The following is a 26654-nucleotide window of genomic DNA, read 5'->3' as shown; positions in this document are numbered from 1 at the left end:
AGACGCTTATGGAAACACGGGAGCAGTGACACTTTGACCTTAACACATCTATGGACTATCAACGTTTTTATTTAAGCTCCGCCGAAGAAGAGACCGAATTTATGCCGATCTTTCCCCTGAATGAGGAAGAGCCCGACGAAGGGACGGAGAGCAGTTTTCCGGAAGAATTACCCTTGCTGCCCCTGCGGAATACCGTTTTATTCCCCGGAGTAATCCTGCCGATCACGGTCGGCCGGGACAAATCCATAAAAGCCGTACAGGAGGCATACCGGGTAGACAAGCTGATCGGTGTGGTGGCGCAGCAGGACAGCACGGTGGAAGAACCGCATGCCGCCGATTTGACAGCCGTAGGCACCATTGCGCGGATCATAAAGCTCATCAAGATGCCGGACGGGGGCACTACGGTGATCATCCAGGGCCGCCGGCGGTTCAGCCTGGAGGAGGTGATCCAGGAAGAACCCTTTTTCAAGGCCCGTATCCGCACGCTGAGTGATGAGCTGCCGGAGTCCGACCCGGAATTTGATGCCTATATTTCCTCGATCAAGGATCTGGCGGGACAGATCATACAGCTTTCCCCCCATATCCCTTCCGAGGCTACCATTATCCTGCGGAATATAGAGAACGCTCCTTTCCTGATCCACTTTGTAGCGTCCAATCTCAGTTCCGACCTGAAAGACAAGCAGCAGCTGCTGGAGACGCAGCAGCTGAAGCCGCGGGCCGAATTCCTGCTGAAGCTCCTGCAGACGGAGCTGCAGCTGGTGGAGCTGAAAGACAAGATCACGAATAAGACCAAGGCCGACCTGGACCGGCAGCAGCGCGAATATTTCCTGCAGCAGCAGCTGAAATCCATAAAAGAAGAGCTGGGCGGCGGCGACTCCAACGAACGGGAGGTGAAGGAGCTGCGCCGTAAGGCGGAGGAAAAGAAATGGCCGGCGGCGGCCAAGGAGCTTTTCCAGAAAAATATCGAGAAGCTGGAGCGTATGCATCCCTCCACGCCGGATTACTCTGTGGTCTATAACCACCTGGACCTGCTGCTGGACCTGCCTTGGGAAACCTATACCCAGGACCGCTACGACCTGAAGAAGGCCAAGAAGATACTGGACCACGACCATTACGGCATGGAGAAGATCAAAGAGCGGATACTGGAATACCTGGCGGTACTGAAGCTGAAGGGGGATATGAAATCGCCCATCCTTTGCTTTGTAGGCCCTCCCGGTATCGGCAAGACCTCTTTGGGCAAATCCATTGCCCATGCAGTGGGCCGCAAATACATGCGTCTCAGCCTCGGCGGGGTGCACGACGAAAGCGAGATCCGCGGACACCGGAAAACCTATATCGGCGCTATGCCCGGCCGCATCATACAGTCTATCCGGAAGGCAAAGTCATCCAACCCCGTGATGATCCTCGATGAGATCGATAAGATCGGCAACGACTTCCGCGGGGATCCCAGCTCGGCCTTGCTGGAAGTGCTGGATCCCGAGCAGAACAGTACTTTTTACGATAATTACCTGGAGCTGGAATACGATCTTTCCAAGGTGTTGTTTATTGCCACCGCCAATGCGATGAACAATATCCATCCGGCGCTGCGCGACCGGCTGGAGATCATCGAGCTCAGCGGATACTCGGTGGAGGAAAAGGTAGAGATCGCCCGCCGCCACCTTTTACCCAAGCAAAAGGAAGCGCACGGCCTGAAGGATGCGAAGATCAGGTTCAACAATGCCATGCTGCAGCAGCTGATACAGGATTACACCCGCGAAAGCGGTGTGCGGGAGCTGGACCGGCAGCTGGCTGCGGTGATGCGGGCGCTGGCGAAGGAAGTGGCCCTGGAGGAGCAGCTGCCGGAGACCTTTACCCCGGAAAAGATGACAAAGATCCTGGGCCGGCAGAAGTATTCCAACGAGATGTATAAGGCGGCCAATCTTTCCGGTGTAGCCGTAGGCCTTGCCTGGACTTATGTAGGCGGGGATATCCTGTTTATCGAAACCAGCCTCAGCGAAGGAAAGGGAGAGCTGCGGCTGACGGGCAACCTGGGAAATGTCATGAAGGAATCCGCCAGCACGGCCCTCAGCTATGTGCAGGCGCATGCCCGGAACCTGGGGATCGACCCTGCCGTATTCACCAAAAAGAATATCCATATCCATGTGCCGGAAGGGGCGGTGCCCAAGGACGGCCCCAGCGCGGGCATCACCATGCTGTCTTCCCTCACCTCGGCGTTTACCGGCCGCCGGATAAAGCCCTACCTCGCCATGACGGGCGAAATCACCCTCCGGGGACAGGTGTTGCCGGTGGGCGGTATCAAGGAAAAGATACTGGCGGCCAAAAGAGCCGGTCTCAAAGAAGTGGTGCTATGCTGGCAGAACGAAAAAGACATACAGGAGATCAACCCGCAGTACATCAAGGGGCTGAAGTTCCATTATGTAAGAGAGATGGACGAGGTAGTGGAGAAGGTATTGCAGAAAGGAAAAAACCGGGATCAGGTCCGCGTATCAGGCAGCGCCGATGCCAGGTAACCGGTTATGGCGGCCTGCTCCCGCGCATCGAACCACCGGATGGACGGATCTTTTCTGAACCAGGTCATCTGTCTTTTGGCATAACGACAGGTATTGGTTTTGATGGCGGCCACGGCTTCGGAAAGACTGCATTTGTGCTCCAGCCAGTCAAAAAGCTCGCGGTATCCCACCGTTTGCAGCGCGCTCAGCTGGCGGTGAGGATAAAGACCTTTTACCTCTTCCGCCAAACCTTCTTCCATCATCCTGTCCACACGTTGATATATCCGTTCCCGTAGTGCGTCACGCGGCATTTCCATTCCCACCCGGATGATGCGGAAGGGCCGTTGTTGCTGTTTGCCGCTGCGGAAGCGGGTGATGGATGTGCCGGTGGCTTCATAGACCTCGAGGGCCCGCATCAGGCGATGGGGATTCTGCTGTTCGGTGGTGGTCTTAAAAAAATCGGGGTCCTTGTGCCGGACTTCTTCGCGGAGCCAGTCCAGCCCCTGCTGCCGGAAGCTTTCGCGGATATGGGTCCTGACGGAGGCGGGAACGGGAGGCAGGGCGTCGAGGCCTTCGCAGAGTGCTTTGATATATAGCCCGGTGCCGCCGCACAGTACCGTCACGTCGTGCTGCCGGAAGCTCTCGCCGGCATAGCCCAGCGCCAGCTGCTCGAACTGTCCTGCGCTTACCGTTTCGGTAACGGAATGGGTGTCGATAAAATAATGCTTTACGGATTCCAGCGCGGCCCGCGGCGGCTTGGCGGTGCCGATATTCATTTCGCGGTAACACTGCCGGGAATCGGCGGAAATAATATCTGCATGATAATACCGGGCCACCCTGAGCGCGAGGTCGGTTTTGCCGACGGCGGTAGGACCGGCAATGACGATGAGGGTCTTATTCGTTGCCGCCGTATTCATCCTGGTCGTCCTCCATACCGGATTCGGAAGGTTCTCCTTCCTCGCCGAACCCTTCCTGGTTTACATCCTCGCCGCCCAGGTCATATTTTTCTTCCATTTCTACCAGCTTGTCGTTTACCAGTCCCTTGGTGCCGTACTGGCTGGGGGCCAGCCCTTCTTTCCGTATGCAGGCGGGATATTCAAGCTTGTGGCTTTCCTCTTTGGTCACCCCGATCAGCTCCAGCTGAAAGGTCCAGTTTTTGACAAAGTCATAGAGGTAAATAAATTTCTGGCTGGGGTCGCGGACGGCGGCGGCGATCTTGGTATCGTTCATCATCAGCGGCTTTGCCTGCCGGGGACGGTCGTCGTTTTCCAGCAGGATCTCCCGGCCGCGCTGCCAACGGTCGTTGCTTCTGAAAAAAACGGCCTTATGTTTGGAATCGAACTCGTAGGACTTCAGTATGGCTTCGTGAAACTGCAGAAAAGTCTGGTCCGGTTTGATGACAATATCCCGGTACACGCTGTCATCTTCCTCCCAATATACTCTGAATTTTAAAACGGGCATGGATCTATAGCTGATTTGAGTTTGCTGATGGTTTACCGCCCGCATACTTCCGCATGCATGCGGTAAAAACAAGAATTAAAGGTACAATTATTTTATGGGAACCAGGTCCAGTTCCCGGGCTTTGGCAAGCATGAAAGCATGCGCTTCTTCATAGTTATTACCGATAAGGCCGTCGAGGATAGCTTCACGGATAGCGTTTTTGAGATCCCCGACTTTTTTACAGGGCGGCAGGCCGAATTCTTCCATGATCATTTCGCCGGTAATGGGGGGCTGCCAGTTGCGGATCCGGTCTTTTTCCTCCACCGCCCTGAGCCGCTGCCGTACCAGCTCGAAGTTTTCGAGATAGCGTCTTACCTTGATTTTGTTTTTGGAGGTGATATCCGCCTCGCAGAGCATCATCAGCGCGTCGATATCATCACCCGCGTCAAACAGGAGGCGGCGCATGGCGGAGTCGGTGATGTTTTCCCGGCTCAGGCTGATGGGGCGCAGGTGCAGCTCTACGAGCTTTTTCACCAGCCTCATTTTCTCATTTTGCGGCAGCTTCAGCTGTTTGAAGATGCGGGGCACCATTCGTCCGCCTACTACCTCGTGCCCGTGAAAGGTCCAGCCGTGGCCTTTTTCAAAATGCTTGGTCACGGGTTTCGCAATGTCGTGCAGGAGCGCGGCCCAGCGCAGCCAGAGGTCCGGCGTTTCCCGGCTGATGTTATCGATCACCTGGAGGGTATGATAGAAATTGTCTTTGTGTCCCTTTCCGTCGATCGTTTCCACACCGGCCAGGGCGGTCATCTGCGGGAAGATGATATCCAGCAGTCCCGATTTGAACAGCAGGTCCAGGCCTATGGAGGGCTGGGGACTGAGCATGATCTTGTTCAGCTCGTCGGTGATCCGCTCCTGCGAAACGATCCGGATCCTTTCAGCCTCCCGCCGTATACCTTCGAAGGTGCGTTCTTCGATGCGGAAATGCAGCTGGGCTGAAAAGCGGATGGCCCGCATCATGCGCAGGGGGTCGTCGCTGAAGGTTTGCGCCGGGTCCAGCGGAGTGCGGATGAGCTGCTGTTCGAGGTCGTCGAGGCCGTTGAAAGGGTCTGAAAGCTTGCCGAAGCCGGCCGCATTCAGGCTCACCGCCAGGGCGTTGATGGTAAAATCGCGCCGGTTCTGGTCTTCTTCGAGCGTACCGGGACTTACCGCCGGCTTGCGTGAATCGTTGCGGTAGCTTTCCTTACGGGCGCCCACAAATTCGATGTCCATGCCGGCGACGCTGATCTGCGCAGTGCCGAAATTCCGGAAGAAATTTACTTTCGGAGAAGGCGTGAATTTACGGGCCACCTGTTCCGCCAGCGCAATACCGTCGCCGTTGCAGACAATATCCGCATCTTTAGTAGGACGGCCAAGCAGCTTGTCGCGTACAAAACCGCCGATCAGGTAGCAAAGCATTCCCTTTTCCCCGGCAGCTTTACCGATAAGCCGGAAAAGCTGCTCCTCTTCGGCAGAAAAAGAAACGGTTTCGCCCTTGTTGAACTGTTTTTGCATTACAGCCGCAAAAATAAGCGGTTTGATAAAATCCTTTTCCTTTATTCCCGGATAATCTTCAGCGCGCCGTCGGTCGTTATCTTTACGATCCGGGAAGGCGCCGTTTTTGTGCGGTCGTCCTGCCGGTAGGGGACCACAAAATCCACGCCGCGGCGTATCTCTTCCGCTATTTCCCCGAAATGGCCGGGCGAGGGTTGCCCGCTGATGTTGGCGGAAGTGGAGACGAGGGGCTTGCGGAGACGTTTGATCAGTGTTTTGCAGAAAGGCTCCTGCACCAGCCGGATGGCGATGCTGCCGTCTGCCGGCACCAGATTATCCGGAAGACCTACCGCACCTTCGTAGATCACAGTGGTGGGCCGGCCGGTTTCCTGTAAAAGGCGGTGCAGGTCCGGAGGAGGGCTGGTCACATATTGCATCAGGCTGCGCTCGTCGGCCAGCAACAGGATGAGACTTTTGCGGTCGTCCCGCCGTTTGAGCGCATAGATACGGCGTATGGCTTCCGCATGGGTAGCATCACAGCCGATGCCCCAGATGGTATCGGTGGGGTAGAGGATGAGCCCGCCTGCGCGCAACGTGGCGAGGGCGCCTTCTACGGAAGGTCCAAAGGCGGGATCGTTTGTGCTCATGACGATTGTTTTACAGGACGGAAAGGTTGTTTCATTTCTTCTCTTACCCTGCGCAGCTCCTCCCTGTTTTCCTGCATCCACTGCAGCTGTTCCGTTGCGGCCTCCATTACGGCGGCATCCCCCAGCTGCTCCCCTTTGCGGTAAAGACGGCGCAGCTTCCGGTGGGCCAGCAGGCGGGCCAGCAGAAAGGGCTTCCGCAGGTCCAGCAGGATGTAGCGGGGAATGGTGCGCACCTGGCGAAGCAGCAGGGCGGGCGCGTCCGGCGAAGGCGTATGGCGGTCGTGGCGTACCAGCGCCGTGGGGCATACCCCTGTTTTAAAACCATGATACTGCGCGCGGGAGGCATAGTTGTTATCTTCCCCGTAATGGGCAAACAGGGGATGAAAAAGCCCTACCCGTTCCAGGCAGCTCCGCGGGATCAGCCAGGCGGCGGCATTGACAAAGCGGACGGGAAGCAGGGCCGGCACCTCCTTTTGGAGGGGGAATATTTTTTTTACAAAAGCTTCCGGATAATTACGCCGCAGGTAGATGCGGAAGCGATCGTCTATCTTTTCCCCGCTGCCGTTCAGCTGAACGGGGCTGATGATGCCGTAACCGGCATGCTGCTGCTGTACGCGGATAAGCTGCTCTAACGTGTCCGGACATACGTAAGCGTCCTGGTTAAGCAGGAATACATAATCTGCTTTCTCCCGCAGGGCGTACTCCAGCCCCTGGTTATTGGCCTGTCCGAAGCCGGTATTGGCGGTATTGGCTATCAGCACCGTTTCCGGAAAATGATGGCGGACGGTTTCCGGAGTGCCGTCTGTGGAAGCGTTGTCGATCACCAGCACCTCGGCAGGGCAGCTGCTTTTCTGCAGATCCTGCAGGCAGGTGCGTATCCATCTTTCCCCATTATAGGTAACTATAATGACGATGATCTTCGGCATAGGGAGCTGTTGTCTGATGAACGGTAGCGTTCCGCAGCGGGCAACAAAGCCATGCGGTAATCCGGCAAACGGGTTATTTTTGTGAGCCGTAAAGCTAAACATTTTGTATGAAGTTGTCCGTGATCATCACCACTTATAATGCTCCTGCCTGGCTGGAAAAGGTACTTTGGGGATACCGGTATCAGCGTTTCCGGGATTTCGAGCTGCTGGTGGCGGACGACGGGTCCACCGCCGACACCGCCGCCCTGATCGAAAAAATGCGGCCGGAGCTGGGTGTGCCCCTGCAGCATGTATGGCAGGAGGATGAAGGTTTCCGGAAATGTACCATCCTGAACAAAGCCATTATGGCTTCCACGACGGATTATCTCGTCTTTTCCGATGGCGACTGTATACCCCGGGCAGATTTTCTGGAAGTGCACAATCGGGAAAAACAGGAGGGTCGCTTTTTGTCCGGTGGCTATTTCAAGCTGCCGATGCCGATATCCCAGGCGATCACCCTGCAGGATATTGCCGCCCAGACCTGCTTCGATATCCGGTGGCTGCGGAAGCAGGGGCTGGAAGCATCTTTTAAGGACAACAAGCTGACTGCTTCGGGCCTGAAGGCCGCCTGGCTGAACCGGCTTACCCCCACGAATGCTTCCTGGAACGGGCACAATGCTTCCGGTTGGAAGCGGGATATCCTGGCGGTAAACGGCTATGATGAGCGTATGCGCTATGGCGCGCTGGACCGCGAGTTGGGAGAGCGGCTGATGAACAAAGGTATCCGCGGACGCCAGATCCGTTACAGCGCTGTCTGTCTCCATCTGGATCACAGCCGGGGATATGTCAACGATAAGGATTTGCAGAACAATGCAGCGATAAGGGAAGCCACCCGGCGCGGAAAGCGGACCTGGACGGAAAGCGGCATTGTAAAGGGACCCGGCCCGGAAAAAGAGGCCCGTCCCCGTTAACTCCCGCTCCTGCTGGCTCCCCACCTTGATAACCTCCGACTCCGTTAGAGAAGGAGCAGGCGTGACGATCTGCAAGGTATCTTTCCGTTAAAATGGTATGTTTGCAAAAAAAATCAAAGCATGGAATTACAACAACAGATACAGGCAGCCTGGGACAACCGGTCTCTTTTACAGGAATCGTCCTATGCAGATGCTGTCCGGACCGTGATCGAGGAAGTGGACAAAGGCAGGCTGCGCGTGGCGGCGCCCGGCGCCGGCGGATGGGAGGTGCAGGAATGGGTAAAGCAGGCCATACTGCTGTATTTCGGGATACAGCAGATGGAGACGTATTCATTGCCGCCGTTTGAGTTTTATGATAAAATGAAGCTGAAAAGCGATTATGAAACGCTGGGTGTGCGTGCGGTGCCGCATGCCGTGGCCCGCTATGGCGCCTACCTCGCCAAAAATGTGGTGCTGATGCCCAGCTATGTAAATATAGGCGCTTACGTAGATGAGGGTACGATGGTCGATACCTGGGCTACGGTAGGGTCCTGCGCCCAGATCGGCAAAGGTGTGCACCTGAGCGGCGGCGTAGGGATCGGCGGGGTATTGGAGCCCCTGCAGGCTTCGCCCGTGATCATCGAAGACGGCTGTTTTGTGGGTTCCCGCTGCATTGTGGTGGAAGGCGTGATCGTGGAAAAAGAAGCCGTACTGGGTGCGAATGTAGTGCTGACGAAGTCCACAAAGATCATCGACGTAAGCGGGCCGGAAGCAGTGGAGCTGAAAGGCCGTGTGCCGTCCCGCAGTGTGGTGATCCCGGGCAGCTATACCAAAAAATTTCCGGCCGGCGAATACCAGGTGCCCTGCGCGCTCATCATCGGGCAGCGGAAGCCCTCTACCGACCTGAAGACCAGCCTCAACGATGCCCTGCGGGACTTTAATGTAGCCGTATAATACAAGGGTCCTTTTAGCGCCATTCCTTCGCTTTTCCGCTGAAGCGTTCCCGGGCCGTAGGGGGACTGCAGGACATTCCCGGGATCAGCTATTGCTTGATGCGCCGGTCGAACTGAAGGGGAGTAATGCTGATTATTTTCACCTCGTTGAACCGGAGGTGAAAGGGGTTAAGCAGATAGTTGAATTCGTCGGGCACGATGACGCTGGGCAGCCGGAGCGCCAGGTGCTTTCTTTCGGCCAGCAGTCGCGTACCGAACGCGGCTGTTTCCCGCGGGGCCGGCCGCTGTTGCCAGCCGGGCGGTAAATCGTTCAGGGAAAAAGCCTTCCAGCCGTTATCCGGGATTTCACAAGTGGTAATGCTGAGACTATCCGGCAGTTCATTCAGGCGCAGGTGTACGGCATATTCGAGCGTACAGAGTGCCCTTGATCCCGCCGTATAGATACAGGGAAATCCCGGCAGGTTCCATCTTCCGCCATACAGTTCCGCTCCCTTTCCGGACAGGTCGCCGGCATGCGCCGCTCTTCCCAGGTGGAATACCAGCATAGCGTTAAGAAAATATACCGTAATCGATACGGCCGATAAGCTTTCTGACTTCTTCGATGCCGGTGAGGGTATCCGCAAACTCGAGGGGGGAAGCGTTGCCGAGGGCCAGGTTAGGGGATTTCATCCAGTCGTTAAAAGCGTCGGTATCGCCAAACACGTCATAGCCGTAGGCATACAGCGTAGCCAGAGCGAGTATTTTTTCACTGACGTTTGGATTAAACCGCTCGGTATTCTTTTTGTTGATGAGGGTGGCCCTTCCCACGGAAAGCAGTTGGGCCAGCGTGTCATAGTCGAGGCGGGCTTTTTCTTTGATGGAGGAAAGCTCTTTTTTGGAGATGCCCGATTTTATCTTGCGTATTTTCTGAAAAGGGGAGAGGCCGTAAGCAGCTTCCGGCTCATTGAGCAGGAGCGGTGCATCCTGGACATAAGCGGCAGCCTTGCTCCTTTTTTTGGAGGAGGGAGCAGGGGCGGCCTTGGGGGAGCCGGCGCCATTCGAAGGCTTTTTACGGACGGTCATTGAGTATATATTTACTCCAAATATAGTACATTTTCATACTCTTTTCAAATTTTTCTTAAATCTTTTGGAATTAGTGGAAAAGGCGCTACATTTGCCCTCCCGTTGAGACGCGGGAGGGTGCGGCCGCAAGGCTGCTCCCGCTGCAGAAAGACGGAAGACCTGCCCAGGTGGCGAAATTGGTAGACGCACTGTGTTCAGGTCGCAGCGCCGGCAACGGTGTGCTGGTTCGAATCCAGTCCTGGGCACAAAGGCCCCCGATGTAAGTCGGGGGCTTTTGCATTCAGGAGCGCGGTGAGCGGGCTCGCCGAAGCGGATGAATGCAAAAGCCCGGCGCCGCAGGCGCGGGCCTTTGGGTAAGCCCTCCGTTGTGGATCACCGGAGGTAATCCAGTCCTGGGTACTTTAGAATCCTCTTAAACAATTAATAATCAATAATTTGTATGGATTATATTTTATGCCCTATCGTATTTGTTTGCTTTTTCCCGTTTTCTGCAGCAGTTCTTGACAAGCAGAAACCGAGAGCTTTCTGGCAGGGTTTTACCGAAAATAAATTACCAGCTCAGTGTTCCACTGAACGGAATTATCAAAATAATATCAAGCAGTTTAGTTTGATCGATTTTTCCTTCGATAAGCAAATCGTCAGGAACGTCCTTCGCTTTAACTATCCAGGGATCCCCTTTGCCTGGAACCGGTTGTGCTTCGCTACTTTCTGAGATAGGTAGCATACCGGTTTTTTCATTCCGGGCAGTATCAGAATCATTCATGAAAAAGGACGGCAGCCCCCCGCCATAACCTTGCTGGATGACTGGTATCAGCGCAATTTCGCCTGTATCGCTGCCGAGCCTGATCGAGTCGTCATCCAGGTTGGCCGGATACATCTGGGCAACCAATTCAAATGCAAGAGAATAAACTTTGTCAACAGGATTTTTACAAAAATCAAACCATGCGGTGCTGTATAACTGTCGCATGCTGAGATACTGCCAGCCTTTGTAATTCTTGAGCGGCGCAAGGCTCGTAACCTGGGAGGCGTATGTGCTTCCGCCATCTTCGGCGGTATATTCAATGGTGATGATGATATCGCTGATGGAACGAAGCGGGAAAGGATTGCTCGCCTGCGGAATACTCAGGCTCCAGGATGACACGGCTCCTGTTCCTTCAAACGGCAGGTATTTTTCATCGTTAAAATTAATCTGGAACACACCCGCATCATTGGTTCCCGTGGAAATAACGATTTCCTGGTTCGGATTCCAGTTTATACGCAATGAACCGTCAGCAGGTGTCGTATTTGATAATCCCAGTAAATATTCAACCGTTGCCTTGTTTGGCTTTACCGTGACTGCATTGCCCGTTTGAATAAGGGTTGCGTGAATATTCTGATAGGGGCCCACCACTGCCGGTATTGTGATCGACAATGATTTTATCTTCCGGTTATAATGACCGGGAAAATCAAGATCGTAACTCAGTTCATTTAGGTCGAAACGGCAGTTACCGGTAGATACAAGCTTGAGCAAAGCCTGGGGGTTGTTCTGGCGCATTGACCAGGTTTTTCTTATTTCCAGCTTACGGTTGTTGCCACTGATATACGCGTTTTCCATTTGCTGCAGACTCAGCGAAAGCGCATCGCCGGAAAGGAGGCCCTGATAACCGGCATTCCAGGCAGCCGGGTTGAGATAGGACTGGTTCAGATTCAGCTCATACTGCAGGGCGGTTTGGGCTTGCTGCGCCAGCGACCAGGCCAGCTGGAACATCTGGAAGTATAAGCCGGAAAGTTGCCCGGACATCCAGTCGAAGAGCTCCTCATTGGTGAACTTACTTTTGAGGAACTGATAGACTTCCTGGGATTGCTCCAGTTCCGTCTGGCTCAGTTTGGCCTCGGTAAGCGCAGCCTCCATTGCAAAACCATTGGCTGTCATCTGCGCCTGAATTTCTTTCATCTGGTTCCCCGCGATTCCTTTTTGCAGATTCCATTCAAGCTCCCGGCGGACATAGTGTCCCATTTGTGCCAGCGATCGTGACATGGCACCAAAACCGTCAGCTTTTTCCTGTATAAGGTTACTGGATGTATCCACGGAACTACCGACATTCATGCCGCCATCGGCCAGACCGAAAATATTGGGGACAAGGTAGCCGCCTACAGCCAGAGCCCGTGCGGCGGTGGCGATCAGGCGCACCAGAAACGCGTTATCTGCCATAAATAAGGACAGTGCTTCCAGTGGCCCGACCGGGTCGCACATCCAGGCCTTATAGGTATTATGCACATATTCTGCATTTCTATAACTGACCCTAAGTCCCTCACCTATATACTGAAGCTGATTGATTTGACTGGATTTGATTTGTCCGGTTAGCGTATGTAATACCGTCTGGTAACTGGCCTGCATCTGTGACAGCTGTTCTGCATCTTTTTTCTCCAGTGCCGACAGCAGTTCACTGCCCAGCCGTACGACTTCGGCCGTAACTGATTTGGCCTGGGCAATCATGTAACTAAACCTGAACCAGGGTACGGCTGGAATAGTAGTGGGGGTGGAAACACTGGAAAGGTTTCCACCTGCAGTCGCTGCTACCAGTGCGCTCGGATCAATTGGCGCCGCATACAGCGAAATGACATTCGGTGCACCGGTAATTGTAAGCCCATGACGAAGTTTGTATAGACGATCAGTCACCTGCTCCCAGTATTTTAACAGCTGCTTATTGGTCGGAATACAAAAATAGGCGTCCAGAATACTCTGTACCTGCTCTGGCAATGTGGCATCTGAGCCCAGTCCGGACAGCTGGTTTTCCATTTCGATAAGAAAAGGCGGCACACCGGCTGTTCCGTATTCGAGCTCAATGCTGTTGTAATTCACTGGAGGCTGCGGCGCTTCCGTCACTTCTTTTACCGGCATACGCCCGAGTAGTGTATTGGCAAGTACGTAACGCATTGTTGCATCGGACAAAGTTTCCCAGGTGTCCTCGGTGAACAGCGAATCCCCCCAGCTGATAAGGTTATCGATGTAATGCATGAAGGTTGCCTTCTGCCAGGAATTTACCCGCAAACGCGCGATGGTATCCGGATCAAAGGGGTCATATTCGTAGACAGCCATTTGCAGGGAGGCAGTGTAATACTGTGCGGGCTGGAAAAAACTGGCTTCCCAGCTGCTGCCACTTAGAATATGATACAAAGATTCGGCATTGATGCGGCGGAAGGGACGGAAGTTCCAGAAATTACTGTTGAGCGATAACTGCGGATAATTTTTATAGACCTGTACCAGCTCTCCACTTGACAGGACGTGATCGAACAGCATGACTTCTGCGATCGATCCGTCAAAATACTTTGTTTGCGCGGTGTTAGAATCACCGCTGCCGATAGAAAATTCCTTTTCGGTATTGCATACATAATTTTCACAGATCACGGGTGCTGTCGTCACTAAGTCGCCATTAATAAATACATTCGGATGTTTACCATCATAAGTTGCCGCTACATAGCGCCAGGTATTTATATCACTATAATTGGGCGAACCTACATGCACCCAGGTTGAATCTGAAGTGCCTATATATAATGCGAGACACCACTCATTATCCTTAGCCCAAATAGCAAAATGAAAGCCTGTAAAGCTTTTTTGTGAACAGACGATGGAATAAAATGCGCCGTTAGATGGTACGCTCTTCAGGTAAACCCAGGCAGCGACGGTGAATTTCGGCGAATTGAGCACTTTCGAATACGGAACAGACAGGTAAGATGAATCTGACGGATTAAAGTTCCAGATCTCGCGCGGTTTGTTCGAGAATGGGGGCGTTTGTTCGGAGGAGGCTGTGAGATTATACGGCGTGGCGGCTTCCCGGCCGGACAGATCTGGAAAATTATTATTGAGTTTCCGGTTCAGCGGCCAGTAGCCGACCGGATTTGCCTGGTTCGTGGGGTCAAAAATATACTGGAACCATTTTTCCGCTTCATCGAATTTTTGGCTGGTACGCAGTTTTTCGGCGATGAGATAAGGCGCATAGAAGAAAATTTCCCAGAAATAAACGCCAAATGCGCCATTGAAGTTAATATGATCGTCATCGGGTAAAATGGTCAGATCCGACGGATGGAAGGCCTCAAGGGTTTCCTCGGGCAGGTATTGTACGGATGGTTTGTAAAGCTCGTTGATTCCTGCCTTTGCAAGAATGGCCATCATTGCCTGGACTGAATCCGTATTGACGCGCACAAAACGCATGGAAGGCAGTTCGGAGGAAGTCAGCGGCGACTGGCTGTACGAAAGATGAAGTGCCGTTGAGGTGGCCTCAGTTATAACCAGACAATCGCTGACGGCTTTATTTAACGTATCTGGCAGGGTTAAATAAGATTGTGACCCTGTATTGAATAGGAAGGCGCCAGCCGAATTGCTAATTTGCCGGACGTTGGTGTTCGAATGAGGAAACCCTGACAGGTAACATTTACCTTTCTCACTTTGATATAGCAGTGCAGCCTGGAGGGCTGTGAGCCCTACTTTGTGAAACTGAAATCCGAATGCATAACCCGTAAAATTCCCAAAGTGCAAATAATCATCAGTAGAACAGATATTTTTCCCAGCGTTACTAGCCCACCGGCTACTTATGCCATTTAAGTAAATTACAACTTCGTAGGGTTTGGTTGTAACCGTGATGAAAGACCAGGCCTCCTTTTGAATTTGAGCAGAAACAAAATATATTCCTCCATCGGATCCTTTGACATATTCCACGACCAAACCGTACTTAGAAGTGTATTTTATTCCGATGACAGCATTTCTTGTTGAAGCATAAGCGTACGGGCTTTTAAAAATAATAGTATCATCAGTAATCCCTGATGATAAATATAGCCAGAAACTAAAACTGTATGCTGCCCTTGACGAATTTGCTGACCAGTCGAACTTGAAGCTGCCATTGGTAAAGTTGGGAATGGACGCATCTTTTATGGGAGGATATGCACCGGCCTGCCAGGAAATTGTTCCGTTTAATTGGGCGTTTTTGCCTGAAAGGATATCTATCACCGTCGTGCCCTGGACGAGCTGATTGCTATCGGTGCCGGGCCACCAGGAACTTGGCGGCACCAGAGGTGATTCAAGCAGGGAGGAAGTTATGTCAAACAGCAGACCATAGCCTTCGGCTACGCGGATTAATGCACTGGAAAGGAAAGACGCTCCGGTGGTATCAACTGCAATAGAAAAATCACGAATGTTTAGCGATGCGTCGAGGAAAACAGGCGGTATAACTGTTGAGTACTTGCCTATATTTGAGGACGTGAATTGCGCCGCAACATATAATTGCGCCTGAAAACGCTTCTCCTCTTCATTCATGCCGCTGTAATCTGGTTTTGCAATAGGAGGAATGATAAGCGGGTCACAAGTAACATATGGCCCGAGTACGATCATAATGGACTGGGGATGGTGCACCGATGCTGGAACAACCTGTATTTTTACTTTGTTCCAATCCGGCAGCTTATAAAAATCATGTGCTTTTGTTCCACTTGAATCTGCCATTTGTGCGCCCATCAGGCAGCCTGTGTAATATTTAATCGTAGAGATGCCGGGTCCCAGGACCTGCACCAGTATGTCTTTTTTGAGCACGGCAGGCTGGATCCAGTTGTTGTTGAAGTCGCGATAGGAATAGTAAATGGTCGCATACACTGTCGTGTACTTAGACTGATCCGCATCGGTATTGACTATATTTGTCTGCTCTACCCAGAAGATGAATTGACGGCCGAGTGCAGCTACAGTGGTTGCATAGGTGGAATTAATGCTCAGTCCGATCTCTTGCCAGGGTCCGTATTCCATCTGGGTCGCGTCATCTACCGCTGTGCCCTGGTTTACCGCATCTTCGCTCGTTGTGATTAAAATGGTTCTGGTAAAGAAGTTCGCCGGTTCCGTGCGGGACTTAGCCACCAGAAAAAGCGCATTTTTTCGGTTACCGGTAGCAGTGCCCGGCAGATTCGCGTCAATCGGGTCCAGGTAAGCGTCCACCAGCTCGAGGCTGGAAACCTTGGATACCGATGTCAGATAATTTGCGAGCGCCTTTTTAACATTGTCGTCAGTGATCTGTCCTTTCGAAATATCGTTGATAAACTGTTGGAACTGCGGACTCTGGAATCTCCGCAGGGTAGGGTCGACATAGTTTTCCGGATACAGATATACTTCCCGATTGGCCTGCCAGACGCGGTAGGTGCTCATCCACTTCCACCAGATCCCGGGAATATGATTGACTGCGCCAGGCTCCAGGTTGTTGATGATGCGGTTTACATACAATTGCAGACTGTTCATGGCGGCCACCATCCAGGAAGTCTTTACATCGGAGGCCATGTTGACGTCGATGAGCAGGTATTCGTATAACTCTTGCCGGCTTTTTACCCCGCTGATCCCGGTTTGCAGTTCCCACATTAGCCAGGCGCAAAGCACTTCCCGCAGCTCACCTGCCATGGAAGCGTTCAGCGACGTAACCCCCGCATCTCCCAGTTTTCCCCTGAGGATCGCAACCGCCGCGCTGGTGGCGTCGGTATAGGTCTGCCAGTAATGCTCATCTCCGGACTCAAATAAATTGAGCATGGAAAGGCTACGTAATAGATTCAGTGTCGCAATGCCTGTCCCGGTTTTCTGCCCCACGGCCATTACATCGGCAAGCTTGCGAAGACCGGCAACTGTATTGAAATTGATATTGCTGAAATAGGGCTGGCTGACGATCAGATTCAGCTCAGCGAGGTTCCATCCGCTCAGCTGCGAAAGCAAGGTAAGCTGATCGCGGGTGGGTGTATTTTTGCCCGAATGAGTCGCCTGCCGGAAATAATCCAGCAGCCCGTTCTTTTCGTTGCACAGGCTTTGTAAGGACTTGTAATTACTCAGCGTCATCAATTGCTCCACATTCAGGAACTGTGTATTGTATGAAACGGATGCGTCACCGATGAGTTGCGAATAGTTGATAATTCCGGCCGCTTCCTGCCCGGTAAGTTTGAACCAGCGCGTCATGGCTGTATTACGCTGTAAAACAGATAGATAGCTACTGCGATCTTCCGCCGGCCGGCTGTCGGGGTTCAACAGCATGTTTGCAGCGTAGGGATACGGGGTGTAGGGCGGGTTGGTAAAAATGGCTGAATTGTCTACTTCTCTGGAAGTTAAAAAACAGATGCCGGACATGGTATCCGCGCTTATGCCGGCAATCGGTGCAAGGGCTTTCACGACCAGCAGGTTTTGTGCGGCAAAGCCGTCGCTGAGTAGCTGGCTGATCGAAGCCGACGTGGTCAGATTGGCTACTGCCTCTGTCACCCCCCAGGTATAGGAGCCGGAAAGCGTTCCGTTGACTGCCTCGCTATTGTCCGAGCGATTATTCAGCAATGTCCCTGTTCCTTCATTCATCGGCCACCAGGCCAGTAATCCGTACTCAAGGCTATAATCGGATTTTATCATATCCGATCTGATTTCTGCCGTTGTACGGGCCGTGGTCCAGATCGAAACATTGGACAATGCCCCGTCAAATCCATTGGCCAGTATATATAACTGGGTAGATGCCTTATGGGAATACACACCGGGGACGGTATCCATAGGATTTTTAAAGGATACCGGTACACCATTGCGGTATACGGTCCAGTTGCCGTGATCATTTACCCAGCTCGTAAAAACCCACTGTTCTGGCTCCTGGAAAAAACCACTCACCTTGGCCTGATAAAAGTCGTCCTCAAGAGACATGCAGACCTCCAGGTCGCCGTTTCCGGTTCCGGACTGCCGCAGGGTGGGAGATTTTAGGTCATCCGGATTGCCGCCTTCATCACGGCCGATAATTTTCCGGTCGGTGGGTGGATTAATGTCGCTGGGTTTTACCCAGGCGCTGATCGTAAAACAGTTGGTATCCTGTATGGTCTGATTGGCAAAAGGGTCAAAACCGAAGGACGCTTTACCTGAGCCCGTAGCATCGAAATTAACATAATTGCGTGCCATGCCGGACCCAAAGATCTGATCCGCTGTTTCCGGGTTGGAACTGAGGATCTGATAAATCCATTCGGACGTCAGAACAGATTCGTTCATGAGTATCACGCCATTGCTGTCAATAACCTGTGAGGTCAGCAATTGGTCGTAAATAGCCTGCGCTGTGGAGGCATCGATGTAGTCATCAATAAAACTCGCCGGGGTGATCAATACCTGCGCAGCGGATTGCCTCATATCCGAAAGCGCTTTGTCAACAGTTTGTGAATCGGCTAAACGAAGTTCCTTTCCCGGTGATGCACTGGAGCTGAGATAAGCAAGCTGCATGGCGGTAAGGCCGGCCTTTTTCATCCATTCGGCTTTTTCGCATAAGCTGATGACTTCCGCAATGGTCCAGTTTAATTTAGTATCCGAGAGCGAGATGCCGGCAATTGAAGTCAACTGAATAAAATCTGGCACACGCATTTGCAGCATTTTCGCAAAACGGGCCATGCGGTACAGTTGCGACAGTTGAGGAACGCTGAGTGCGAGCTCAGTGGCACCGTCGGGTATGACAGACTGGACAATGGCGTATAAGTCTTCTGCAGAAATGCCCAGCGCGACTGCCAGCTGGTTACTCAATCGCTGATCTTCTGAATCAGTTGAATCCCTATAAGTCCAGGACAACACCGGAGAGCAAAAAAGCGGATTAGATGCATATGCGGGCCGGTAATAATCAGTGTGGGCCGCACTTTTGCTATCCGCCATCAGGGGCGGTGCATTAAAAACACGGTCCCATAGATCTTCTGGCAGCACATCATTGCCCCGCCCGTAGGTTTTCATATCATACCAAAAGCTGCTCAGTTCATCGAGGGGGATCTCGTATTTATTGCCCAGCGTGGCTACATGCCCAAGTGACTCGATCAGGGTATCATTGACGGTCAATTGTGTGGGGATATCCAGGATACTCACGACGGACTTCAGCACCCAGTCGAGCTCCTCATAGGTCCAGCCGGTTTGTGCCTGTAGTCGGATAAAGACGGCAAGCTGCGACAACGCGGTATCTGATAGCGCCGACATTGTCGAGCCATTACTGAGACTGAGTTGCCGGCCGCTTTTTGTTGCAAGATCCGGCCCGGTCAGTGTGATGAATTGATCTTCGGGAAGAAGGCCGTTTAGAAAAAGCTGATGTAAGAGAACCGGGTTCGTCTCGGGATTACCGCCCAGTGGAACTGACTCATAAAAAGTAAAAATTGCATTCGGACCAGAAGCGTTGTAATGATGAGGGCCAAGGTCACGGGCGGTTTCGCCTCCCGGTTCATCCAGGGGCCAATAGGCATATAGCCCCGCTTCTGTATAATTCTTCAGGCGGGCATACATCATCGATTTAATTTGTGAATCGGTACGGACAGCAGACCAGAGGCGCAATTCAGTTATCGCGCCTTGATATGAATTGCTGGCTACATAGCCGATTCCAATACTGGAATCTGTCTCCAATGCAGGTCCCACCGGTTTTGAACGGCTGGAATCAAGCGTGCCGTTAATGTAGATCAAATTTAACCCGGTATCTACATCGCGGGTCCAGGCAATATGGGTCCAGGCATTCAGGCTGATCTCTGCCGTGGAATTAAATTCCTCCAATTCCGTATTCGCGTCCTGATATACGCAATTTATCCGGTTATCACTACCTAAGTATATGAAAAACTCATCACCTGTACCTTTACCTACAAGCGACATTTCCTTGAAAGTTGCTGTCGGATAAACCCAGCATTCGATGGTGATCGATCCACCCAATGCCGCATCTGAAAATTTGTCCGTGAATATATTCTGGGAGCCTTTATCCTGCAGGACGTAACTACCGGTGCCTCTTTTCAGTTGCTGATAAACAAGTGATTCCAGCTGCTCTGGTCGAAGGCCGGTTTGCCGCAGAAACAGTTTTTCATTTGACAGCGAAGCGCAGAGGTCCGTATCCGACATGCCCGTATCGTGAAATCCATAAAGCTCAGCCAAAGAGACTGCATGCGCACCCGTAACCAGTGACAATTGCTCCGGTGAAAGATGCAGCATTTCAGCGGCAGGGGAGGGAGGGGGCGTCTCCAGTAGCTTGTACAATCCGGCCAGCGGGACCTCCACTGCTTCCATGGCCGCGCGGATCTTGAGTAATGACTGGTTATAAGGAGCGGCAAACGGATATACCACGGAGGACAGTGTCTGCAGCGGGTCTATACCTGCCGTGTAATTGGTCTGCAGATTTTGCAGGAGGATACCGTTTACAATATCCAGATAGCTGACTTCGGTTTCGGCGGTGCGGCAGTCCAGCGGGATCGTCCAAAGATCCGGACGGCGATAGGCTAAGGTAAAAAGCTTTTCCAGCGGCGGCGTTACGTATTGGGTGACCACCCGCATCAGGTCGGTAAAATAGGCCGCCGGACCAAAAATACTCTGGCATTCCTCACAGTCGCAGGTGAGCATCGGCCCGAACAGGCGCTGATAATCAGGAATGCCTTTCTGAAAATCGGGGTTGGTGCCTTCCCCGGAGGGATCCGTTACCGCCAGTTCTCCGGTTCGCGGCCTTGCCAGCGCCAGCTCAAAGCTGGCCCGGCGAATGCGCTCAGCATTGGCGTAAATTTTTGCGCACAAAGTCTTCGGGGCCTGAATTTCATCAAGCATGGCCAGCTCCGGCAGGACCTTTTGTGCAAAGTCTTTTTCGCCTGTAACCGCGATATGATGTGCGCTGTGAAAACCAAGTGATTCCAGCTTCTCTGCGACTTTGTCATCCGGATATATTTTCAGCAGACGCTGGTGAATACGCAAACTTTGCAGTAACACTTTCCGATCGGTATCATCCGGCCAGTTGTACTGTGCAAGCGCATCGTCGTCGAAGAGGTCGGCGGTTTGGAGGTTGAGGCCAGGGTTGGCGGTAAGGAAGGAGTGCATCATTTTATCATCTTTTGTTTCTTGGTTAAAATGGCATAAAGCTTAGCATGATCAAATGGCTGAGCCTAACAAGAGGACTAACTGACGAATCATCCTTTATTTCTTGCAAGGCGTTTACCCACTCTAAAGCAAATTCAATAGAAAGAGGTACACCTTGATTATCGGTCGCTATTTTTTTCAGTTCGTCAAGTGTAGCAAAACCTTTGCTGGATAAAAATTTCTCTTGAACTGCGGATTTTACACTTTCAGCGCAGTTCGTCGTTTACTTTATCCCAGAATGAACGCTTTATCTCGTCCGGATCACGGGCCGCTGTCTCTTCGTGATGCAGCAAAGCGAGTGCATTTATTCCACCGTATGATAGTACAGTGTTTCCATCGTTGTTCCAATAAGCATTGTGGCGCCGGCTCAGCAAGTGGCTCCAGGCTTGCTCAGGAGGGGCTTTTACCCAGCCTTCCTTTGAATCAGTGTATCTCAGAAGCAGCTTGCCGGCACTATTGAGAATAAACACTTCGGTATCATTGTAGCGGAAAATTCCGTCGCTGGTTTTCCGTGCTACGGAATCCAATGCCACAGAGAAGCCCAGGCCGGAGAGGCCATAGCCAGAGCCCGAATTGTAAGACAAGTTAATTGTGGGCGGGGAATCTCTTGCACCCGGCAAAGGAAAAGGAATAGAAAATCCTCCCGAGCCGGTGAATGATCGTTCTTTGAAAGATTCATTAATTCCACGTAAAGCCCTCCTGCCGGAAGGCGTGATCACTTTTAGAGAAGTGACCCGGCGTGAGTCATTCTCTTTATCCATAAGATAGAATTGAGGTGTGTAAAACCACATCCATCAAAAAGGGTATAAAAGGGTAATAAGAAAAGACTGGTGCTAAATACCGCAGAAAAGCTTTGCGGTAAAGATGCAAATCAACCAGCCCAACGACGATAAAAGTAGTGACTTTTATATATAATCATGCAATAAATCAGAGGTTTTTTATGAGCAGCTGGAAAATCATGAATGTAGCCGCTATTGGCAGCTTCTCTGCCGGCATCAAAACGCCTTTGGGCGCGCCCACCGTTGTGGATCAGCAGAGGTAGTGCAGTCCTGGGCACTTTAGAATCCCTGCAAAGAGGTAAAAATAACTGGGCTGCAATGATAGTTATTATATTAATTTATAATATTTGTTTATTTTTCACTTTCTGCCACAGCTATCGCTCAATTGCCAATATCTAATAAACTACCCTATAGTTTGGAAGATTAACATAAAAAGGGACCGTCATAAAATAGCAGCGCAAGCTGATTTTTAGTTGCCGTGTCGGGCTAATCCTGATAAGGATGCTCTATCCTTCCGGGTACCACAGAATATCGGGAAGAGCAGGTTAGCGCAGGTACCATTGCTACTGTCTGACCGCCCAGGCAAGCCCATCCGGACTTTTGCCAACATCAATATGGTCGACTACCTTCAACGTTTTAAGATCAATAACCGCCACATAGTTATCGGGTGTACATCCCACAAATGCCCTCGATCCATCGGGCGCTATCAGAATCCCGGCTCCTCCGTGGCCGATCTTTATCTGCGTCAGTTCTTTACGCGATGCCACCTCAAAAACATACAAGTCGCCTGTTTTCAGACTTGAAGCCAGCACGCGTCTCCCGTCTGGTGTAAACTTCAGCCTGTTGGCACCCGATATTTTGGCATCAATGGTAGCCACTGTTTTCTGAGCTGCCAGGTCAATGACGGCAATGCTTCCATCATCAGCAGATACCGTCCATAATTGCCGGCCGTCGGGTGATACATCAAATCCTTCAGACCCTTTGGATACTGAAATTACTGTCTGACTCCATTCCTGGCGTGGGCCGGCTGTCAATAGGCTTACTGTTCCTGAATTTACATTGGTAGTATACACGTGTTTTTGATCAGGGGTAACGTAGATCATGTGGGTGCGGTCCTGGCCGGTACCCATGGACCAATCCAATTTTTTTGTTGCAGGATCATAACGCCCCACGCTCTTGGAACCTTCTGCACTGAACCATACTTTTCCACCGGCGAAAGCCAGTCCATGTGGTCCAAACAAGGGCCTTGTATCGATATTGAATAAAGGTTTTTGCGCGATAAGATCAATGACATTCAGTGTGTGCAAGTCGCCACCTCCATAGATCGAAACATAAGCCGTTTTCCCATCGGAAGAGGCTATGACTTCATGTGGGTCTGAACCAACCGGCACTTTGGCCATGACTTTTAACGAAGCCGGATCAACAATGGCCAGGGTATGGTCGCCTTTGGAAAGGACCAGCAATGTCCGTTGCTGTGCAACACATCCCGTGCTGAGAAAAAACGTGAAATACAAAAAGAGGCCGATAAGAGGTAGAGGACCGTCAGTCAATTTGCATTTTATACGGCGGCCAACTACTGTATGAGACAAATGACCGGAAGTGGTTTTCTTCATAATGATCTATTTAAAGCAGTGAATAATGTAACAACGGCAATGTATTTTTCAAATGTCCTATATGACAGATCATGTTCTTGGATAGACTTGTCAGAAAGTTACGGAATATTTCGCTTTCTGCCCTTTTTGTTGACACACAAACGGCAAGCGAAGCGACATATATTTTCTGGGTACTTTAGTGCCTCTGAAGAGATGTAAGTAGTTGATTTTTATAAGATGAGGTCATATCGTTGCTCAACAAGCGGTTTACCAAATTCATGAGAGGTTTTTTCCTCGGTCAATGTAAAACCGAATTTTTTATACAAGTGGTGGGCTGCTACTAATTCGTTAGTAGTCCATAAATAAGCCGATCTATATCCACATTCTTTAGCAAAATCAAGAAATAATTGCATCAGCTTGTTCCCCAAGCCCATACCTCGACATTCAGGCTCAAAATAAAAATAGCGAAGCTGCGCGGCGTTATTTTCACGATGCATCAATAACAAGAATCCTACAATTTTATTATCAAGTTCACAAATCCAAACGCTATCTAACCTTGGATTAAAGTTCTTATAAAATTCGTATAATCCTGCACCAACATACGTTTCGAACGACACTCCATAATTATACTCCTCGCTGTATAATACGCCGTGCCGGTACACTACAAAGCCCAAGTCGCCCGGATTTATATGGGTTCTTATTTGTATGTCTTTCAAGTTAATTTTATTTAATTTTCTTTTGAGTCAATAATATCTTAATTCTTTCAAAGTGTTCGGTCAATTCTTTTTGCTCTTTTTTATTAAGATGACTAAAAACAACAGAAATACTTTTGGAAGACTTTTCATTAAGTTTTAAAAATATTTTCTCTCCCTTTTTAGTGAGTGTTAAAAAGGTAATTCTCTTATCGATAGATGATCTTTTTTTCTGAATAATGGCTTGCCTCTCCTGTTTGGCAATCAGCCGGCTTAAATAACCCTCGTCGACCTGTAAAATATCTCTGATTTGTCTTGCCGTAATATTTGAATTATGATAGATTTCAAACATAACCCTTACTTCTGAAAGAGAATACGGGCTATCTAAAATATGATCATCTATTACACCTATAATGCCCGTATAAAACCGATTGAATGCTCTGATTTTATCTATCGTCTCTTTTTGCATATTGCAAATTTATGAAAAATACTTGCTTTAGGCAAGTAGTTATAAATATATGGATTCAATTTATTTAAAGAACTTAGTTCCAGTAATAAGAGCAGAATGAATTCGCATGGATTTATCAGATATCACCCATCTTATTTGATGAATAGCTGGGTTATCAAAAGCTGGATAAGGACGGGTGGTGACCGGCTGTTAAATGACGGGGGACATGAAATAGCTGTTTCCTGGAACGGTATGGGAAAAGTGAAGTGGGCAATTGGTATTAGATAATCTATGATATTATTTTAATAATTATATAAACGATAAAAATCGGGGTTGATATTTCCTGATTTTCTTATTTTTAAAAATATACGGTTTTTGAAATAGTATTCATTTAAACAAAAAGTATGCTGCGAAAATTAACGTTCTGCCTATGTCTGGTACTTGTCTTTCAATCCGCATTCAGCCAGCAGGCAGCCGTATCTTCTTCCTTTCACGTAGTGCCGGAGCCAGTCTCCATTGCGGAGTGGCCAGGTGGATTTCAAATCGCCCGGGCCACCGCGATTATCGTGGCGGATACTGGTGCCAGGCGCGTGGCCACCATGTCGGCAGGGCTGTTGGGCAAGCTTACGGGTTATCCGCTTCAGATAAAGACCGGGACAAGTGCTTCCCGGGGAATCGTTTTCCAATTGAACAAATCGCCAGAGAAGGTGCTGGGTACCGAAGGGTACCGGCTGGATGTTTCTGCTGATAAGATTTTGATTACGGCGAACCAGCCGGTCGGACTTTTTTATGGGTTGCAAACGCTGTTGCAGCTGCTGCCGGCTTCGCAGGATGCGGTCGCTGCCGGTACCGCCCAAACAGCTCCCTGGACTGTTCCGGGCGTATCCATCATGGATTATCCGCGTTTCGGATGGAGAGGGCTGATGCTGGACGTGAGCCGGCATTTCTTTTCCAAGGAATTCGTAAAGAAATACATTGATGAGATGGCCCGGTACAAATACAACGTATTTCATTGGCACCTGACCGATGATAACGGATGGCGTATAGAAATTCCTGGCTTGCCCCGCCTTACCCAAGTTGGGGCATGGCGGGTGCCGCGTACCGGTCGTTGGGGATCGTTCACCTGGGCGGCGCCCGGCGAGAAAGCCAGCGATGGCGGATATTACACTACCCAGGATATCAAAGATATTGTAGAATATGCCCGCAGCCGGTTTGTGACCATCGTACCTGAGATTGATGTGCCGGCTCATAGCCTGGCCCTGATCGCGGCTTATCCGAACCTTTCCTGTACCGGATTACCCTACCAGGTGCCGCCCCAGTATGCAGAGCCCGGGGTAGACAACGTGCTTTGTGTAGCCAATGACTCTACCTGGCTGATGCTCGATAAGATATTTACCCAGGTAGCCGCGCTATTTCCCGGTAAATATATTCACGTAGGCGGCGATGAGGCCAACCGGAGCTTTTGGATGAAGGATCCCCGGGATCAGGCTTTGATGAAGAAGGAGGGTATTACTGCAGCCGCAGGTTTGCAGAGCTTTTTTGAGTCGCGCCTGGAAAAGCTGATCCATGCGAAAGGAAAATCGATGCTGGGCTGGGATGAGATTCTGGAAGGCGGATTGCCACCAGATGCCACGGTGATGAGCTGGAGAGGAATAGCCGGAGGAATCGAAGCTGCCAAGCAGGGGCACCATGTGGTGATGACGCCAACGGGATTCTGTTACCTCGATTATCTGCAGGGCGACCCGGCTGGAGAGCCCGCCGGCGGAGGGCAGTTGTTGTTGAGTACCTGTTATCAGTTCAATCCGGTGCCGGAAGGTGTGGATTCGAGTTATATATTAGGAGGGCAGGGGAACCTTTGGGCAGAGAATGTGCCCAATCCGCGTCATGCCGAATACATGACCTGGCCCCGGGCCCTTGCTTTGTCGGAAGTATTCTGGTCGCCTGCCCGGAAACGGAACTGGGTTGACTTTACCCAGCGGATGACGGCACAGTTTGCTTACCTGGATCGCGATCAGGTTAAATATGCTACCAGTGCCTTTAATCCACGTATCTATAGCGTCAGCGGATCCACTGATTCCGTGCAGGTGGCGTTGTCCACAGAGGTTCCCGGGCTGAAACTGTATTACAGCTTTGACGGCACGAACCCTGATCCCTTCTATCCGGAGTACACCGGCAATCCGATCCACATACCCCAAGGGGCTTCCGAAATCCGGGTGGTTTCTTATGCGCACGGAAAGCAGGTGGGGCGTCAGGTGAACTTACCGCTGGCGGATTTGAAACCTAAACCCTGATAGGCGTACTGCAAAGAATAC

General features: G+C 51.1%; 16 protein-coding genes and 1 tRNA gene. 5 read left to right on the top strand and 12 right to left on the bottom strand.

Annotation, left to right across the window (positions count from 1 at the left end):
* Positions 1–50: 50 nt before the first annotated feature.
* On the top strand, positions 51–2510 hold the full coding sequence (gene lon / locus ABD851_RS11330) for an endopeptidase La (RefSeq protein ID WP_344979286.1): 2460 nt from the start codon (positions 51–53) through the stop codon (positions 2508–2510).
* Here the strand turns inward: lon and miaA are convergent.
* The 5 genes from miaA to ABD851_RS11305 form a co-directional block, all read right to left on the bottom strand.
* Positions 2474–3406, bottom strand: coding sequence for a tRNA (adenosine(37)-N6)-dimethylallyltransferase MiaA (gene miaA, locus ABD851_RS11325; protein ID WP_344979284.1), 933 nt, complete (start codon positions 3404–3406; stop codon positions 2474–2476). The two genes, lon and miaA, sit on opposite strands and share 37 nt — an antisense overlap.
* Positions 3384–3950: an IS1096 element passenger TnpR family protein gene (locus ABD851_RS11320; RefSeq protein ID WP_344979282.1), complete on the bottom strand. Its 567-nt coding sequence runs from the start codon at positions 3948–3950 to the stop codon at positions 3384–3386. Before ABD851_RS11320 ends, miaA begins: the two co-directional genes overlap by 23 nt.
* Before the next feature lie 87 nt (positions 3951–4037).
* The gene (locus ABD851_RS11315) at positions 4038–5480 is read right to left on the bottom strand and encodes a CCA tRNA nucleotidyltransferase (protein ID WP_344979279.1); all 1443 of its coding nucleotides are present in this window, start codon (positions 5478–5480) and stop codon (positions 4038–4040) included.
* A 41-nt stretch (positions 5481–5521) separates the two neighbouring features.
* The gene (locus ABD851_RS11310) at positions 5522–6106 is read right to left on the bottom strand and encodes an L-threonylcarbamoyladenylate synthase (RefSeq protein ID WP_344979277.1); all 585 of its coding nucleotides are present in this window, start codon (positions 6104–6106) and stop codon (positions 5522–5524) included.
* On the bottom strand, positions 6103–7032 hold the full coding sequence (locus ABD851_RS11305) for a glycosyltransferase family 2 protein (protein ID WP_344979275.1): 930 nt from the start codon (positions 7030–7032) through the stop codon (positions 6103–6105). The genes ABD851_RS11310 and ABD851_RS11305 overlap by 4 nt, the downstream gene beginning before the upstream one ends.
* A 107-nt stretch (positions 7033–7139) precedes the next feature.
* On the opposite strand from ABD851_RS11305, the gene ABD851_RS11300 reads away from it, so the two are divergent.
* Positions 7140–7982: a glycosyltransferase family 2 protein gene (locus tag ABD851_RS11300; RefSeq protein WP_344979273.1), complete on the top strand. Its 843-nt coding sequence runs from the start codon at positions 7140–7142 to the stop codon at positions 7980–7982.
* Between the two features lie 120 nt (positions 7983–8102).
* Positions 8103–8915 (top strand): 2,3,4,5-tetrahydropyridine-2,6-dicarboxylate N-succinyltransferase, encoded by an 813-nt coding sequence (locus ABD851_RS11295; protein WP_344979271.1) that lies wholly within the window; start codon positions 8103–8105, stop codon positions 8913–8915.
* A gap of 88 nt (positions 8916–9003) precedes the next feature.
* Here ABD851_RS11295 and ABD851_RS11290 read toward each other — a convergent pair whose 3' ends face one another.
* The gene (locus ABD851_RS11290) at positions 9004–9459 is read right to left on the bottom strand and encodes an RES family NAD+ phosphorylase (RefSeq protein ID WP_344979269.1); all 456 of its coding nucleotides are present in this window, start codon (positions 9457–9459) and stop codon (positions 9004–9006) included.
* A gap of 4 nt (positions 9460–9463) precedes the next feature.
* On the bottom strand, positions 9464–9976 hold the full coding sequence (gene parS, locus ABD851_RS11285) for a type II RES/Xre toxin-antitoxin system antitoxin (RefSeq protein WP_344979267.1): 513 nt from the start codon (positions 9974–9976) through the stop codon (positions 9464–9466).
* A 161-nt stretch (positions 9977–10137) separates the two neighbouring features.
* Here parS and ABD851_RS11280 point away from each other — a divergent pair.
* A tRNA-Leu gene (locus tag ABD851_RS11280) sits at positions 10138–10221 on the top strand.
* A 305-nt stretch (positions 10222–10526) separates the two neighbouring features.
* Here ABD851_RS11280 and ABD851_RS11275 read toward each other — a convergent pair.
* The 5 genes from ABD851_RS11275 to ABD851_RS11255 form a co-directional block, all read right to left on the bottom strand.
* Positions 10527–20795, bottom strand: coding sequence for a Tc toxin subunit A-related protein (locus ABD851_RS11275; protein ID WP_344979265.1), 10269 nt, complete (start codon positions 20793–20795; stop codon positions 10527–10529).
* 242 nt (positions 20796–21037) lie between these two features.
* The gene (locus ABD851_RS11270) at positions 21038–21592 is read right to left on the bottom strand and encodes a SpvB/TcaC N-terminal domain-containing protein (protein ID WP_344979263.1); all 555 of its coding nucleotides are present in this window, start codon (positions 21590–21592) and stop codon (positions 21038–21040) included.
* A 581-nt stretch (positions 21593–22173) separates the two neighbouring features.
* The gene (locus ABD851_RS11265; protein WP_344979261.1) at positions 22174–23223 is read right to left on the bottom strand and encodes a YVTN family beta-propeller repeat protein; all 1050 of its coding nucleotides are present in this window, start codon (positions 23221–23223) and stop codon (positions 22174–22176) included.
* A gap of 209 nt (positions 23224–23432) precedes the next feature.
* On the bottom strand, positions 23433–23918 hold the full coding sequence (locus ABD851_RS11260; RefSeq protein WP_344979259.1) for a GNAT family N-acetyltransferase: 486 nt from the start codon (positions 23916–23918) through the stop codon (positions 23433–23435).
* A gap of 7 nt (positions 23919–23925) precedes the next feature.
* On the bottom strand, positions 23926–24363 hold the full coding sequence (locus ABD851_RS11255) for a MarR family winged helix-turn-helix transcriptional regulator (protein ID WP_344979257.1): 438 nt from the start codon (positions 24361–24363) through the stop codon (positions 23926–23928).
* A gap of 383 nt (positions 24364–24746) precedes the next feature.
* On the opposite strand from ABD851_RS11255, the gene ABD851_RS11250 reads away from it, so the two are divergent.
* Positions 24747–26633 (top strand): beta-N-acetylhexosaminidase, encoded by a 1887-nt coding sequence (locus tag ABD851_RS11250; protein ID WP_344979255.1) that lies wholly within the window; start codon positions 24747–24749, stop codon positions 26631–26633.
* Positions 26634–26654: the final 21 nt, after the last annotated feature.

The sequence above is a fragment of the Compostibacter hankyongensis genome, assembly GCF_039541075.1.
Lineage (GTDB): Bacteria > Bacteroidota > Bacteroidia > Chitinophagales > Chitinophagaceae > Compostibacter > Compostibacter hankyongensis.
The sequence above is the reverse complement of the archived record's forward strand: the minus strand, read 5'-3'. Positions and strand labels throughout refer to the sequence as shown.

Excerpts from the sequence above, each read along its gene's own strand:
- ABD851_RS11295 (WP_344979271.1), top strand. The coding sequence starts at position 8,103 with ATGGAATTACAACAACAGATACAGGCAGCCTGGGACAACCGGTCTCTT.
- ABD851_RS11270 (WP_344979263.1), bottom strand. The coding sequence starts at position 21,592 with ATGGATAAAGAGAATGACTCACGCCGGGTCACTTCTCTAAAAGTGATC.
- ABD851_RS11275 (WP_344979265.1), bottom strand. The coding sequence starts at position 20,795 with ATGATGCACTCCTTCCTTACCGCCAACCCTGGCCTCAACCTCCAAACC.
- ABD851_RS11315 (WP_344979279.1), bottom strand. The coding sequence starts at position 5,480 with ATGCAAAAACAGTTCAACAAGGGCGAAACCGTTTCTTTTTCTGCCGAA.
- ABD851_RS11320 (WP_344979282.1), bottom strand. The coding sequence starts at position 3,950 with ATGCCCGTTTTAAAATTCAGAGTATATTGGGAGGAAGATGACAGCGTG.
- lon (WP_344979286.1), top strand. The coding sequence starts at position 51 with ATGGACTATCAACGTTTTTATTTAAGCTCCGCCGAAGAAGAGACCGAA.
- parS (WP_344979267.1), bottom strand. The coding sequence starts at position 9,976 with ATGACCGTCCGTAAAAAGCCTTCGAATGGCGCCGGCTCCCCCAAGGCC.
- ABD851_RS11255 (WP_344979257.1), bottom strand. The coding sequence starts at position 24,363 with ATGCAAAAAGAGACGATAGATAAAATCAGAGCATTCAATCGGTTTTAT.
- miaA (WP_344979284.1), bottom strand. The coding sequence starts at position 3,406 with ATGAATACGGCGGCAACGAATAAGACCCTCATCGTCATTGCCGGTCCT.
- ABD851_RS11300 (WP_344979273.1), top strand. The coding sequence starts at position 7,140 with ATGAAGTTGTCCGTGATCATCACCACTTATAATGCTCCTGCCTGGCTG.
- ABD851_RS11265 (WP_344979261.1), bottom strand. The coding sequence starts at position 23,223 with ATGAAGAAAACCACTTCCGGTCATTTGTCTCATACAGTAGTTGGCCGC.
- ABD851_RS11250 (WP_344979255.1), top strand. The coding sequence starts at position 24,747 with ATGCTGCGAAAATTAACGTTCTGCCTATGTCTGGTACTTGTCTTTCAA.
- ABD851_RS11310 (WP_344979277.1), bottom strand. The coding sequence starts at position 6,106 with ATGAGCACAAACGATCCCGCCTTTGGACCTTCCGTAGAAGGCGCCCTC.
- ABD851_RS11290 (WP_344979269.1), bottom strand. The coding sequence starts at position 9,459 with ATGCTGGTATTCCACCTGGGAAGAGCGGCGCATGCCGGCGACCTGTCC.
- ABD851_RS11305 (WP_344979275.1), bottom strand. The coding sequence starts at position 7,032 with ATGCCGAAGATCATCGTCATTATAGTTACCTATAATGGGGAAAGATGG.